13 protein-coding genes are annotated in these 15,146 nt (G+C 43.1%); 10 read left to right on the forward strand and 3 right to left on the reverse strand.

What is annotated here, in order from left to right; genetic code table 11:
* Positions 1-17: 17 nt before the first annotated feature.
* From F6K49_RS22525 to F6K49_RS22555, 7 genes are all read left to right on the forward strand, one after another.
* A complete protein-coding gene (locus F6K49_RS22525) occupies positions 18-983 on the forward strand; it encodes a glycosyltransferase (RefSeq protein WP_293100285.1) in 966 nt (321 codons plus the stop codon).
* Complete coding sequence (locus F6K49_RS22530; RefSeq protein WP_158069741.1) at positions 962-1,099, forward strand: hypothetical protein; 138 nt, start codon at positions 962-964, stop codon at positions 1,097-1,099. The genes F6K49_RS22525 and F6K49_RS22530 overlap by 22 nt, the downstream gene beginning before the upstream one ends.
* A 25-nt stretch (positions 1,100-1,124) precedes the next feature.
* Positions 1,125-1,811, forward strand: a complete 687-nt coding sequence (locus tag F6K49_RS22535; RefSeq protein WP_293070550.1) for a response regulator transcription factor — start codon at positions 1,125-1,127, stop codon at positions 1,809-1,811.
* Positions 1,812-1,843: 32 nt separating this feature from the next.
* Positions 1,844-1,972 (forward strand): hypothetical protein, encoded by a 129-nt coding sequence (locus F6K49_RS22540; protein ID WP_293019579.1) that lies wholly within the window; start codon positions 1,844-1,846, stop codon positions 1,970-1,972.
* Positions 1,973-2,409: 437 nt separating this feature from the next.
* Positions 2,410-4,599 carry a hypothetical protein gene (locus F6K49_RS22545; protein WP_293100290.1) on the forward strand — a complete coding sequence of 730 codons (2,190 nt, stop codon included), beginning with the start codon at positions 2,410-2,412 and terminating at the stop codon, positions 4,597-4,599.
* Between the two features lie 18 nt (positions 4,600-4,617).
* Positions 4,618-5,571: a hypothetical protein gene (locus F6K49_RS22550; RefSeq protein ID WP_293070546.1), complete on the forward strand. Its 954-nt coding sequence runs from the start codon at positions 4,618-4,620 to the stop codon at positions 5,569-5,571.
* A 9-nt stretch (positions 5,572-5,580) separates the two neighbouring features.
* The gene (locus tag F6K49_RS22555) at positions 5,581-6,837 is read left to right on the forward strand and encodes a hypothetical protein (protein WP_293100295.1); all 1,257 of its coding nucleotides are present in this window, start codon (positions 5,581-5,583) and stop codon (positions 6,835-6,837) included.
* Here F6K49_RS22555 and F6K49_RS22560 read toward each other — a convergent pair.
* Positions 6,830-7,009: a hypothetical protein gene (locus F6K49_RS22560; protein WP_293019588.1), complete on the reverse strand. Its 180-nt coding sequence runs from the start codon at positions 7,007-7,009 to the stop codon at positions 6,830-6,832. The two genes, F6K49_RS22555 and F6K49_RS22560, sit on opposite strands and share 8 nt — an antisense overlap.
* 376 nt (positions 7,010-7,385) lie before the next feature.
* Here F6K49_RS22560 and F6K49_RS22565 point away from each other — a divergent pair, with 376 nt between their 5' ends.
* Positions 7,386-7,508, forward strand: coding sequence for a hypothetical protein (locus F6K49_RS22565; protein WP_293043073.1), 123 nt, complete (start codon positions 7,386-7,388; stop codon positions 7,506-7,508).
* A 105-nt stretch (positions 7,509-7,613) separates the two neighbouring features.
* Here the strand turns inward: F6K49_RS22565 and F6K49_RS22570 are convergent, their stop codons facing one another.
* Positions 7,614-8,825, reverse strand: coding sequence for an RNA-guided endonuclease TnpB family protein (locus F6K49_RS22570; protein ID WP_293019591.1), 1,212 nt, complete (start codon positions 8,823-8,825; stop codon positions 7,614-7,616).
* Positions 8,826-9,239: 414 nt separating this feature from the next.
* On the opposite strand from F6K49_RS22570, the gene F6K49_RS22575 reads away from it, so the two are divergent.
* A complete protein-coding gene (locus F6K49_RS22575) occupies positions 9,240-10,358 on the forward strand; it encodes a tetratricopeptide repeat protein (RefSeq protein ID WP_293100298.1) in 1,119 nt (372 codons plus the stop codon).
* Positions 10,359-10,361: 3 nt separating this feature from the next.
* Here the strand turns inward: F6K49_RS22575 and F6K49_RS22580 are convergent, their stop codons facing one another.
* Positions 10,362-11,129 (reverse strand): Uma2 family endonuclease, encoded by a 768-nt coding sequence (locus F6K49_RS22580; RefSeq protein ID WP_293070539.1) that lies wholly within the window; start codon positions 11,127-11,129, stop codon positions 10,362-10,364.
* 372 nt (positions 11,130-11,501) lie between these two features.
* Here F6K49_RS22580 and F6K49_RS22585 point away from each other — a divergent pair.
* Positions 11,502-15,146 (forward strand): filamentous hemagglutinin N-terminal domain-containing protein (locus F6K49_RS22585; protein WP_293100302.1); only part of this gene is annotated, 3,645 nt, incomplete at its 3' end.

Genomic DNA, 15,146 nt, shown 5'->3' on the forward strand with positions numbered 1-15,146 from the left:
CCATTAGCCATTACCCGATGACAAATGACAAATGTTTGCCCAAGGTTTCAGTAGTTGTACCAATCTACAACGGTGAAGCAGATTTACTAGAGTTAGTCCGTTGTTTACAGGCACAGACCTATCCCACTGACCAAGTAGAGTATCTGTTAGTGGATAATAATAGCAGCGATCGCACTGCCTCACTAATCCAAACTGCTGTTACTGAGGGAGCATCTGAGGGCATAACCTTCCACTACATCCTAGAAGACCAGATTCAAAGCTCCTATGCCGCCCGTAACAAAGGAATTCGAGCTGCTAAGGGGGAAATAATTGCTTTTACTGATGCAGACTGTCGTCCCCAACCCCATTGGTTAGCAGACCTGGTCTCACCCTTTGCTAAGGTTAGTATTGGTATTGTTGCTGGTCAAATCATCGGGTTGCCCGGTAAAACCTGGCTAGAAAAACACGCTGAGTACCATAATGTTCTATCTCAGGAACATACCTTAAACCATTCCTATTGTCCCTACGGTCAAACCGCTAACCTAGCAATCCGACGGCAAGCATTAGAGGAAGTGGGATTGTTCCGTCCTTACCTGACCACTGGTGGTGATGCTGATATCTGCTGGCGTATTCAAAAGCAAAGCAAGTGGCAATTACACCTTGCCCCAACTGCCATAGTTGAGCACCGACACCGTTCCACCTTTCGGGAGTATCACAGTCAATGGCATCGCTATGGTCGCTCTAACCGTTACTTACATCAGCTCCATGGTGTGCCCTTGATGCGGGATATTCCACCAAGGGAATATCTGTATCGGATCAGTCGTTGGTTGCTGAAAGAACTACCGCGCAATAGTATTAAGGCGATCGCAGGCAAAACCGATCCGATTGAGTTAATCAGCACACCGATTGGTCTATTTGGAACTTGGGCAAGGGCAAAGGGACAACAGGAAGCCCGGCTGCCAGACAAAGCCGATCAGATAGAGTGGTTTTCCCATGGAAGCTGATAGCTGCATCCCGATTCTCGATTCCCGATTCCCGATTCCCGATTCCCGATTCCCGATTCCCGATTAATCACAAATCACTAATAACCAGTAAATTGCACTACATTGCGCTACACTAAGGCTAGTAGGGGTTAAGGAATTATCATGTCAGCAAAACTCTTATTGGTAGACGACGAACCAGGAGTAAGGGAAGCAGTCAAAGAGTATTTGGCAGAATTTGGTTTTACCGTACAGGTTGCCAGCAATGCTAATGATGCTTGGCAGATGTTACAGCAGAGCACACCCGAACTAGTAATTTCTGACATCATGATGCCTAAAGTGGATGGGTATCAATTCCTACAGCAGCTTCGAGATGACCCCCGTTTTAAAGCACTGCCAGTGGTGTTTCTGACCGCCCGTGGCATGACCTCAGATCGAATACAGGGTTATCAGGCCGGTTGTGATGCGTACCTACCGAAGCCCTTTGATCCAGATGAATTAGTCGCTATTGTTCAAAACCTCTTGGAGCGTCGCGCTGCTAACTCGGAAGATAGTGTAGGGAGTACAGAGCTTGAAAAGATAGCCAAGCAAGTGGCTGAAATTCGCGCAATGTTAGACCAGAAGCATGGGATTGTCCAAACTCCTCCACCGTTGCGCATTGATTTTACAGCTAGAGAGCAGAGTGTCTTAGATTTGGTTGCCCAAGGGCTAATGAATAAAGAAATTGCCCGACGTTTAGAGACTAGTGTTCGTAATGTTGAGAAGTACGTTAGTCGTTTGTTTAGCAAAACGGGAACCAATAGTCGTACCGAGTTAGTTCGCTATGCTTTGGAACATGGTTTAACGAAATAGAGGATAAAGCATTTATAGCAATTATCATAATCATGAGGTACAAAGTTCTGGCTTTTAGGGAGCAGGGAGCAGGGAGCAGGGAAGAGGGAAGTCGGAAGTCGGAAGTGGAGAAACAATGTGTACCTAACAGTTATGCAAACCGCCGTAAGCAACGCCATTAGCAATGCCGAAAATTTAGATGTACCTGACTAGACTAGGAAACGCTATCCTATCCGTCAGGTTTTGTAAATTTATGTTACAAAAAACCGCTCCCTGCATAAAAAGTACCAATCACTCAGAGTAATAATTAAACCCACAAATATTTAGCCAATATCGCAGGAAACGATGGTTAATAGGATTTATGCCTTGCTAGTGGGGATCGATCACTACCCACCGGATTCAGTTCTTAAAGTGGATCCATTACAAGGCTCTGCTAACGACATTACAGCAATATAAGAGTATCTTAACGAACGCGATGAGTTATTGCATAAACTAACCTACTGAAGTTGGTTGACAAAATTTAGGTGCAGCGATCGCAATTTTGATGTGATATTTCCCAGAGTAACTGGATAACACTCGGTAGCTAAACTTGGACTGTAATTAATTGGATATATAACCTATGGACAGAACTGCTAAAATTGCCTATATTCTTGAAAAGCGCCAACCTTTGGCTAATAGAATTGAAGAGGTCGGAGTAAATTTAAACTCTCTTTATTCTAAACTTAGCTACCTCGACAATTATCGCCAACAGCTACTGGAAAAGGTTGATGAACCAAGCATAAATGGACGCTTGAAGGAAATCGATTTTTCCAAGATTCAGCAGGATATTGTATCTGAGTTACAAGCACTGGCTAAACTCAAAACTCGTTTCTCGCGAGATACTCTTAACATCGGTGTGATTGGACGAGCAAGACAGGGTAAGAGTCGTTTATTACAAAGTTTAACTGGATTGACCGCAGCAGAAATTCCTGATGGCAGCGGTCAACACTGCACCGGGGTTCGCAGCAAGATTCACCATAACCCAAATGTTGAAACATATGGTGAGGTCTTGTTCTATACAGACCGTACTTTTATGGATGAGGTTATTGCTCCTTACTATGAGCAGTTAAAATTGGGAACTAAACCAATTGATATCGATGATTTTGCCAGAAAAGACTTGCCTTCGCTACCGAACGACCTTAAGGGTGCAGAGGTTAATGCCAAATATGAACATCTACGCCAATATCATGAGAATGTAGATAAATATCGTCTCCTGTTGCAAGCCCCTTCCCCACGCCAGATCAAGAAAGAAGAGATTCGAGAATATGTAGCCCAAGACAACCTCCAAGGGGAGCGTATTTATTTCAACTATCTGGCAGTTCGAGAGGTCAGAATTATTTGCAACTTTCCCAAGGATGATCTTGGAAAGATTGCTTTAGTTGATATGCCGGGATTAGGAGATACAGGAATTGGTGATGAAAAGAGGATGGTAAAAACCATTGGTGAGGATATTGATGCGGTGCTATTTGTCCGGATGCCAAAGAGTACAGGGGACTTTTGGGGGGACGTTGATGTGCAACTGTACGACACAGCCTATAGAGCTTTGAATGATCTGCCCCTCCCACTATGGTCTTTTATGGTTCTCAACAAACTGAGTGATGAGAGTAACTTACAACTCTGCCAACAATTGAAAACCGACATTACCAACAAACACATCAATGTTGCAGACTGTGTCATAGCTAACTGCGCTGAAGCTCAAGAGGCTAACGATCAGGTTTTAGATCCGATTCTTAACTACTTAGCTAAAACAATTACTGACCTAGATCAGCAATATGCCTCTGCTTGTCAGGATCGAATCAAGCAAATCCAAACATCAGTGGTGGCTGAGTTAGATAAAGCCCGTCAAGCATTAGGACAAGGAAAAATTTCAGGAGAGATGGTTGAATTTATCCCATTGTTTAATGGGCTTTGGAACGATTTGACCAGCGGTCTTGAAAAACTACTTAAACAACTTAGTAACCAAATTAATGAGCAAGACCGAGACTTTAAACAATCTGTAGAAGAAGCTATCCAAAATTGCTATAACGATACCAAAATTCCCTCATCTTTGGAAGAAATTGAAAGTAGGCGTGATAGTAAAGGGGCTTACACAAGTGCCTATAGCGATTACCTCAATGAAATTCGCGCTCACCTATCACAACATTTTCTATCTCTAGATACTGGTTTGAAAAAATCGTTGGATAGGGTAAAATATCTAGTAGTAGAGGTATTAATTCGAAATGCAAATTTAGGAGGAATCACAGAAGCAAAAGGCTCTGATTTTCTTGGAGCGATCGCTAACCTACTGCCTGATCAAATTTTAGAGGGGCAACCCAGTAGACTAAAATTTGGATTCCAAATCCTCTCTGAATTTCAGCTTTCTTATCGGGGTACTATCCAACACCGAATTCGCCAGTGTCTTAATGGATTAACTCCTGATAGGACTGATCTGCATCTGTCTGGGAAGTCTCCCAATGCAGAGCAAATCAAGAGCAATCTCGAATCACTTCATGCAGCAGCTGTTTTTCAATGCGAAACAGCCTTAGAAGATTTTCTTTGTGAACCTTCCCAAGCTGCTTTTGCCATAGTAGAAGAATTTCTTGACCGTGTACTCCGTGCTGAAGCAGTCAAGGATGAATGGCAAATTTTTCTTTACCAGGAACGCGCTTCTATCTGGCCTAAAGAATTTGAGTTATTGGGTGAACGCTCCAGGGTACGCCAAGAGTGGCTAGAGGCAGTAGAACAGGCAACAAACCTAAATCAGCAAGAGTTGATGTCATTATTCAAGTAAAACAACAAGGAGAATCAAATGCCCAAAGAACTTAAAGTCACAATGCTAGGACATAGAGGTGTAGGCAAGACAAGTGTTTTAACTGCCATGTATGAGCAGTTCTCTGATACGTTTAAGGAAGCCGATTTGCAACTAACTCCCGATCCTGAAAGTTCCGCACTTCTCCAACAGCGTTTAGGAGAGCTAAAAGGTCTGCTGGATGATTTTGAAGCGACGGGAGGATTGGAAGGAACAGAGAATCCCCAATCTTTTAAGTTTGGTCTAGGGAAGATTGGTGACAAACCATCTTTACAACTGACTTTTCAAGATTTTCCCGGTGGCTACCTGGATGATAAGGATGGGGAATTTGTCAAAAAGATAATGCATGAATGTGTTGCAGTTCTGATTGCTATTGACGCTCCTGCACTCATGGAAGCCAACGGCAAATGGCATCATTTGATGAACAGACCCAAGCAGATTTGCGATATTTTTAGCAGAAGCTATGGAGATTTAAAAGAACCTAGGCTCGTTATCCTTGTTCCTGTTCGTTGTGAAAAATATTTGCAAAATGAAGAAGATGCCACAAAGTTACTACACTGCATCAAAGATAAATATGCTGAATTATTGAGGTTATTCAAGAGCGAAAATTTGCTGACTAAGATTGCGTGCGTAATTACACCTATTCAAACTGTAGGAACTGTGATATTCAATAATATTAGAGTAGTGAATCAAAGACCGCGTTTTTACTTTCGCAAAATTAGTCATGATGCTGGATATAGTCCCAAAGATAGCGATCAGCCGTTACGGTATCTTTTGAGTTTCCTACTCAAACTTCATTACGATACGAAATGGGGCTGGTTTAATCCTATTCGTCATTGGCTAGGTTGGGATAAATTTCTTTTAAAAGCTGCGAAAAAGTCTGCTGATAAATGTAAATCAGCTCATGGTTTTGCTATTATACAAGGTAAAGATAAATTTTATATTAATAAATAGGAGTTAGCCATGAAACTTTATGTTCAAAGTGCTGGTTTGTCTCAAGATCAGGATTACTTTTGGCAAGAAATTACAAAGCATGAACAAAAGCCAATAGATGAACCAGATTTGGTTAAAAAATATAAACTATTGCTTGAAACCCAAGCGTATTCGATTTTTATAGGGCGTGAGAGTGGTAACTTAATTTTGCTTGTCACAGGCATGAAAGCAAGCAAACGCAAAGATTATCGAGGTCGCACTATACGCAACTCTATAGCGTTGATTGCTCAAGATAATGAACAGAATGAGCAACAAATACGAGGAATCGCTGTGCTTGCATTAGAGGGAAAATTACAAAATGACATTGACAGTGCTATTAAGGAAGGAGGGGAATACGGATTTGAAGTTTCTTATGAACAAATCGAGCATGCCATCAAAGCATCGCTTCAAACCAAGAACTCCACTGGAACGAAGCATCTGATGATAGGGAAAAACTCAGACGATAATAGAAAAATTATTGCTGATGAACTTAAAGAATACCGTCTACCTCAGAAAAGCAATGCTTCGGATTCAGAAGCATTAGTAGTTGTCACTGGAATTAAGAAACAAGACGATATCAAAAAAGCAGGAGTTTGGCGGGGATTATCGAATCTTGGAGATAACGAAGACCTTTCTCCCTATGAGCCACCGAATTCAGTTCAAAAAAATTTTCCAAGCTTGGAGATCCCAAGCTTTGACGAAAGTAAAAAATATAATCCCCAATTGGTAATAAGATTAATTTTTGGCGTGATTGGGCTAAGTATTCTATGGCTTATTTGGAATACAATCAATATTGTTATAGGACAACAAAATCATTCTGAGCCAAACACTGTTGTTTTAGCTGCTATTAGCCCAGGTGGTGAGTATTTTGTAACTGCTGATCCTCATGGTAAAGTGCTAGTGCAAGATACCCAAGGTAAAACTAATAATACCATTAAAAATAAGGCTGCGGTCAAATCAGTTGCCCTTAGCTCTGATGGAAGTTATGTCGTTACTGGCGATGAGACTGGAAAGGTGCAATTGTGGGATGTAACTAACAAAAAAAACATTGAGCTAAGACGTCATGTCAATTTAAAACATGAAAAAGCAGTTTTGTCACTGGCGATCAATTCTAATTCTTCTAGGGATAAAGTAAAAATAGTTAGTGGTGGTGCTGATGGGCAAGTGCTGTTGTGGAACGTAAATGTTAATGTTAACCAAGGTAAGGGCGAAGCTAACATCCAAAAGTTATATTCCATGATTAAGTAATCAGGTTGGGTCCCACCGTCACAAACGGGCAAGATGCCCATTCCACAGGTGCGACCCAAGGGCGGAACGGGCAAGATGCCCATTCCACAGGTGCGACCCAAGGGCGGAACGGGCAAGATGCCCATTCCACAGGTGCGACCCAAGGGCGGAACGGGCAAGATGCCCATTCCACAAAACTTTTAAAATCATTCCATTATTAGGCAACGCCCATTACTAAGGCCGAAACATAAATGTCGATATTGTGAATTGATGTCTATGCCAGGTCAGGCCATATGGGCAGGTCGTGCATACCAAAATATCTAGGGGTCGTATGGGGTAAAAATCCTAGGTACGGTATGACACCAGAGGTGCCCCAGATAATACTCGGTATCGACTCTAACTCTATTAAATCATGTTCCCTTAGGCTAAAGAGCAAGCTAGATCACACTTTAGTCAGTATTAACTTATGTAAAGTTACGTTAAGATACGTTGCATTTTCTTATCAACCTTGGCAAAAGTTTGTTATCGTTCATTATCGGCATTCATAAATTTAAGAAAGGAAAATAAAAATGAAGACTTCTCAAAATCCCAACCATTTGGGTCAATCAGTGGCTTTAGGTCTTGTTTTGGTGGTAGCCAGTGTTGGTATTTTCATCCTGATGATGGTTCAAAGTGGTGCTTTGCAATCCTAGTTATCGTTGTGAATATGGATCAGGTTTGCTATACCTGGTTCAACTTTTCGTGAAACTCAATAAACCCAGCTATAGCGCTATAGCTGGGTCTTGACACTCCCCGGTCTAAAGACGCGGGGATTCTTCGCTCAACGACTCGGCTTGCTGATCCTGGCCGGAACCAAGAACAGTAGAGGCCAAATCTCCCGAAGCGTTTGGATCGAGGATCCAGGTTCCGGTGTGCCCCACCGTACCCAAGGCTCGTTTTAGGATGTTGATTGCAGCGTTGTGATCACGATCTAATTTACAGCCACATTTACAGACGTGAGTCCTAGTGGATAGTGACTTCTTGACCACTTCACCGCATTCAGAACAGTTTTGGCTTGTATAGGCAGGATTAACCGCAATTGTGACCCGACCAAACTTAGTGCCAAAATGCTCCAACCATTTCCTGAATTGATACCAACCTGCATCATTAATAGACTTAGCCAGACAGTGATTTTTAACTAAATTTTTTACTCTTAAATCTTCATAGGCGACCAGGTCGTTAGACCGGATTACGCAGCGCGCCAGTCTCTTGGCGTGCTCTTCACGTTGCCTACTTATTTTAAGGTGCTGTCTACCTAATCTATTGATCGCTTTCTTGCGGTTAGCAGAGCCTTTCTTTCTCCGGGAAACCCGGCGTTGATAAAACTTTAATCGCTTTTCCCCAACTCTATAAAACCTGGGGTTGGGTTCAGACTTACCATCAGAATCAGTGTAGAACTCTTTTAGTCCTACATCTAGTCCAACAGTGTTTTTAGATGGTTCTAATTCTTCAGTCACATCAACTGAGACGCAGAATTGAACGTAGTAACCATCTGCTCTTTTGACTATACGGACTCGTTTTATCTGCTTCTTATCAAAGCGCCACAAGTCCCAGGTTCCCTTGAGCTTTAGCTTTCCGATTCCTTTTTTATCACTGAATGTGATTGACTTCTTATCAGGGGACAACTTCCATCCCGACTGTTTGTACTCAACCGATCTACAGTGCTTTTGAAAGCGTGGGAAACCTTTCTTTCCAGGTACTTTTTTCTTGCAGTTGTCAAAGAACCGAATAATTGATGACCAGGCTCTTTCAGCGCTAGACTGACGAGCGGTAGAGTTTAATTCACTAGCGAAAGGGAACTTTTTAGCCAGCACTGCACTATACTTGTTGAGGTCAAACTTGTTAACCCCTTTATTGTCCATCCAATACCTAAGACAGCTATTCCGGATGAATTTAACCGTCCGAATGGCTTCATCAATAGCCGAGTACTGGTTCTTTTTTCCTTTAACTTTAAACTCTAAAACAATCATCACTTTCGACCCTCTCTGTGACTATTTTAGTCTAGCATCTCCAGACTAAAATAGTAAACTCTAACCTGTTTTTTTTGTAGGCGGCTTTAGCCGCTATTCGCTTTCATCCCCGCTCTAAAGAGACGGGGTTTTCAGCGTTTCGATCTTTATAAATAAAGACATCTAAAAGACATCTACTACATACATCTAAAAGAGGATTGTTAAGTTATATAAATTTAACCTTCACATCCTCCAACAACACTAACCCTTCCGGTCTAGGCCGGAAGGGTTATTATCATAAGTTGACCCCAAACAATCCTGTAGCTTAACAAAACTTAACCAAAATTTATCCCGGCTAACCCTTCCCGATTAGCGGGTGTTCATGGTAAAACTCATCAGTAAGTGAACCTCCCAAAGTACACGAGCCTGATGACTATGAAAACATTGACCTTGCTACAGCAAACTTTGTTCCTCCTTCTTAGCTTATTTTTTTCCGTAGTGGCAACCCCCCTGCCAGAAATTGCTGAAGCAATGCCAACTCTGGTATCTAGCCGACAGCAGTATAATCAACACCTCAATGACCTTCTCCATCAAGCACGAGAGTTGGTAGATGCGGGGGACTATGAGGGAGCTGTTGCGGTTTATAAAGAAGCAGCTAAGCTGGAGCAGAGAAACCCTAAGATTTTTTCGGGCATTGGCTATTTAAAGGCAAGTTTGGGCAAATTCCAAGAAGCTGCCGCCGCTTACAAAAAAGCGATCGCACTAGAGCCAGAAAATGCTAATTTCCATTACGCACTGGGTTACAGTCTCGCCAATGCTGGGGACAATGCTGGTGCTGCTACGGCCTATCGTCGTGCCACTAGACTGAACCGAGAGAATATTAACGCCTATTTTGGTTTGGCCATTACCCTGCTACGTCAAAAGGACTATCAAGGGGCCATAGAAACCTATGAAAAAATCCTGGAAATTGAGCCAGACAACCTAACAGTATACCAGTTAATCGGTGCAGCCTGGTTAGAGCAGGAAAATTCCGAAGAAGCCATTAAAGTGTTCCAAAAAGCAGCGGAAATTGCTCCGAACGAAACCCGTATCCAACTAAGTTTGGGCACAGCTTGGTTGATACATGGAGATGAGATGGCTGGACTGGCGGCTTTTGAAAAAGCGGTGAAATTAGCCCCTCGTAATCCTGAAATTCACCTCCAAATCGGTCAAATTCTGGAATCGAGAGGGAATTTATCCAGGGCCCTCAAAGCATTTCGGCGAGCAGCTTCTGCCCAACCTGATTTAGTAGAAGCACAGGAGTACATCGGGAAAATTCTTCTGACCCAAGAACAATATGTACCAGCAGTAGTGACCTATAGACGTTTGATTGAACTGGCTCCAGAAAATGCCCAAGCTCACTATAACCTAGCAGTAGCCTTAAAAAAACGTTCTCGCGTCACCGAAGCTCTCACTGCTATCGAAAAAGCCCTAGAACTTTACCAGACTCAACGGGATAACGAAGGGATTGAGCAGACCGAGTCTCTGCTTAAGCAACTGCAAGAGTTTCTTTAAGGATCAGCACAGATCCAAATCTTTTGGATCTATCCCTTTAGCTTTTAATTGCGACCGCAATGCTTTCATACGACTTCTTTCTTGGGCCAAGGTTTTTTGAGCTTGGTTTAAAGCTTCCTGTGCTTCTTCTAAAGCTTCCTCTGCTTGCTCTGCCCGTTGACGTTCTTGTTCTGCCTGTTGTTGAGCCCTATCTTTGAGCTCACTAATTTCCAAATAGCTAGCAAACCGCTGTCCATTTGGAGAATAAAGCACTAATTCCGACTCTACTAACTCAAAGGTAATTGCTAAACGGGGACTAACCCAACCTACCATCTGAGGGATGGGTTCTAAGGTTTCTCCTGAACGCAACCAGCCTTTTAGTTTTATCCGATTTGGGTCAAAAAGATAGTACTCTTCTACTTCATGGCTCTGATAAAACTTGAGTTTATCCTCTTCTAATTCTTTGATAGTGTTAGTTTCTGATGCAATTTCAAACACCACCTGGGGATTAAGATTATCTTCAACCCAGGTCTTGTAGGAACGCCGATGCCCTTTCGGTCTACCGACAACCACCATCACATCCGGTGCTTGGTTAATTTTTGGTTTTCCTTGTACTGGATACCACAACAAATCCCCAGCGACGAAAACATTGGGGTCATCCTTGAATCGGACTTCTAGGCCATACTTAATGGTGGTAATTAGTTCAAATTGAAGAGTATTGTCCACCAAAGGTTTGCCGTCACTTTCCGGATATAAGATGTCATCGGTGGTCGGCTGTAGCGGCTGAACCATTGGAAAAACTGTTACCTGAGCTGATAAGCCTATTTTATCTTATCTAGGGTTTGTATATGGGTTGTAAACACAGTAATTGCCATAAAAGGCTTGCATAAAAGAGGCAAAAGGCAAGAGCTCCGGAGTTTTATTGGAGAAAAAAAAAAGACCATTACAGTTTACATATCATTTATAACCCCTATACCAACGGTTTCAGAGATCAAAAACCGAAACTATCAATCCGCACGATTTTCGTAAATTTTTGTTAAAAATAACCTAAAAATTCCGTAAACTGCCTGGCTTTCCCTGGAAAATAAATAATAATCTAGAGGTAAAGTTCCTTGACTGCTATAGGTACTCCAGACAACTAGCTAGTTGTGCAGAGGCGGACAGATGAATAATCAGCAAAGTAAGCCCTCAACCAGAGGGCTAGGGATATTGCCCTTAACTGAGGGAGCCATAACCCTAGTGGGATGGATGGTGATGGCTTTTTCGGGAAATTATGCCCTAGCCCAGATTAGCCCTGATCAAACTTTGGGTAATGAATCTTCAGTGGTAACACCAAATCTAAGTATTAGGGGAGAGCCAGGGGACTTGATTGAAGGGGGAGCAGCGCGAGGTAGTAACCTGTTCCACAGCTTTCAAGATTTTAATGTTGGTCAGCTACAGCGGGTTTACTTTGCCAATCCAGCTGGAATCGAGAACATTCTCTCTCGGGTGACCGGGAGTAATATCTCCAACATTCTAGGCACTCTTGGTGTCGATGGTGGAGCGAATCTGTTTTTACTCAATCCCAATGGCATCGTGTTTGGCCAGAATGCCAGGTTAGATGTGGCAGGTTCCTTTGTCGCCAGTACAGCCAATAGTTTAGTGTTCAACAACGGTACAGAATTCAGTGCCACCAATCCACAAGCCCCCCCTTTATTGAGTATTAATATTACTCCGGGATTGCAGTATGGCTTGAATCACCCCAAACCCATAATCACTAACGGTGGTTATTTAGTAGTCGGGCAAGACCTCACCCTAGCTGCTGGTCAGCTTGACTTACAAGGTCAACTAATTGCTGGGGGAGATGTGACACTCCATGGAGAAGATACAGTTCAAATACGCGATAGTATCGGGCGACCATTTATTGCCGCTGCTGGCGGTAAGTTATTGATTCAGGGCAATCAAGGGGTGGATATATTTGCCTTGAACCATCCAGACAGTGGTCTGTTTTCCGGTGGGGATCTGGTTTTGCGATCGCAAAATACTGTCGCAGGTGATGCCCACTATTGGAGTGGTGGCAGTTTCCGGATTGAACAGCTCGATGGCAGTCTCGGAGATTTATTTAGTCCCGATGACCCGATTATTCGCTCAGTTGGGGATGTTAGTTTCAACAGCTATCTAGGCACCTCCCTACATATTGTGGCAGGGGGAGCGGTAGAGATCGGCTCTGTGATCATTACAGGCTCAGAAACAGGTACAGAAGGAATAGACTTTATTTCCGAAGCCATTACCTTATCTAATGGCACAGTAGTGAATATTAACGGTCAGACTGAACCGACTCTTGATATTCGTGCTGGAGTAGATCCGAATCAAGTTGATCCCCGTGGACTTACAGGCAAGCAATTCCGTGACATTTTCAATGGGAATATCTTTTTTGGCAGACCCACTATTACAGATAGTGCTACGAGTGCAGATATTAAAATCGGCACTATCGCTTTTACTAATCTCAATGATCTGTTGGCAGGAACCGTTTTACTAACCAATCAGTACAAGCCTAATCCCTTACTAGCAGGAGATATTGAAGTTTCAGCTACTCTAGATTTTTTAGCGCCAAATCTAGCCATTCAGAACGGTGAACTATCCAAAGGAGGGTCAGTTACTATCGATTCTCGCGGTAGCATTACTCTCAACGGTATAGTAAATACCATTGCTATTCCAAATAATGATGCGTCTAACCCTTTCTCTGGCAATGGGGGTGATGTCACGTTTTTGGCCAATGAGAACATCACCCTCAATCCAGGTTCTTTCATTGCTTCTGCTGGAATAGTGGGTGGTAATATCACCCTCAACAGCGGTAGCAACTTTTTGCTGGATGACTCTGGTGTTGTTACTGTTACAACTGGGGCAGGTGTAGGAGGAAATTTAATTGTCAATGCCCCTGAGTCAGTGACATTAATTAATAGAGAAGGGTCAGGCTTCAAAAATTTAGGGAATTTGGTCAACGAGTTTACCAATTCAGACTTGGTAGAACAGCTCCTAGGTTTCGAGGGGTCTGGCTTGGCAACGGTTACAATTGGACCAGGGAATTCTGGGGACTTAACTATTGACACCAGAACCTTGAGTATCCAAAACCAAGCATCACAGAATCAAGAATCACCTAGTTATGCTGGAGCTACTACTATCGCTTTAGGTGGTAGTCGTGGCAAGAGTGGAAATTTAACTGTTAACGCTGAGTCGGTAGAAATTGTTGGCAACGAAACGGGTCCATTTATCCCTACTCCTAACGAACGACTAGCTTTGACGATCACAGATATTCCCACCGGGTTGACCACTGCTACTATCGGTAGTGGTCAGGGAGGGGACTTAACCATTAATACCCAACGTTTAACAATTCAGAATGGAGCTGGAGTAACCACAGGAACTGTTGCCAGAAGCCTAGAAAACCCAGGGGATGGGGGAAATTTAACCATAAATGCTACTGAGTCAGTGACATTGTCTGGTAAGGCGGCTTTGGCTACCGGTACCTTGAACTCATCTCAGGCAGGTAAGTTGGAGGTCAAAACACCCACATTGACTCTCGGGGATGGAGCGGTGATTGCTTCTGATACCATTGGTTCAGGGAATGCTGGGGACTTAACGATTAACACCGAGCAACTGTTAGTACGTGATGGCTCCAGAATTGGCGCAGCAACAGGAAATAGTGGTACGGGAGCCAATATAACAGTCATCGCTTCGGACTTAGTCGAGTTAGTTGGTACTGCTGTCGATGATCAGAATAATGTAGTTCCTAGTGGTATATTCGCTAACTCTCAATTCATTGACATTGAAAATGTTACAAATGAACTTGGCGATGCTGGGAATATTAACATTGATACAGAAAATTTGATTGTTGGGGATGGGGCAGTTGTATTGAGTTCTACCGAAGGCGCTGGGGCTGGTGGGACGATAACTATTGATGTTAATACTCTCGAAATTACTACTGGTGGACAACTTCGCACCACTGCCTTTGGGGATGGTGGGGCTGGTGACATTATCCTGAATATCGATAACAGGGTGCTGATCTCAAATCCCAATAGCGGACTGTTAGCAGAGACTGAAGGCGCTGGGGCTGGTGGAACGATCACGATTAATACTCCAGAGCTGACACTCCAGGATCAAGGACAGATTTCTGCATTTACCTCTGGTACAGGAACTTCTGGAAACATTTTTGTTGAGAATGCTGACTCTGTCGAGCTTGCCGACAACAGCTCAATTTCAACGGAGGTAAAGGCTGGTGCAGAGGTAAACGCTAGCCCAGGGGAGGAAGTGGGTACGATTGATATTCAGACGGGTACGCTTACTTTAACCAATGGCTCTGACATAACTGCCAGTACCTCTGGGAAAGGGGATGCCGGTAGTATCTTTATAAAAGATGCTCAACAGGTTAACCTTGATCTCAATAGTTCGATATCCACAGCAGTAAATACTGAAGCAGTTGGCAATGGTGGGGATGTCGATATTGAAACCAAGTCTCTATCTCTAGATAACACCTCGGAAATTGAAGCAAGTACTGCCGGTACCGGAGATGCAGGTAGTATCACAATCCCAGATGCCCAGGAGGTTAACCTTGATCGGAATAGTTCGATATCCACAGCAGTAAATACTGGTGCAGTTGCCCAAAAAGACAGCAATATTGCGATTAAAACGCGATCGCTTACTTTAAACAATGACTCTGACATAACTGCCAGCACCTCTGGGATAGGGAATGCCGGTAGTATCACCATACAAGAGGCTCAACAGGTTGACCTGAATCGGAATAGTTCCATATCGACAGCAGTAAACTTTGGTGCA

This window comes from Moorena sp. SIO3I6 (assembly GCF_010672095.1).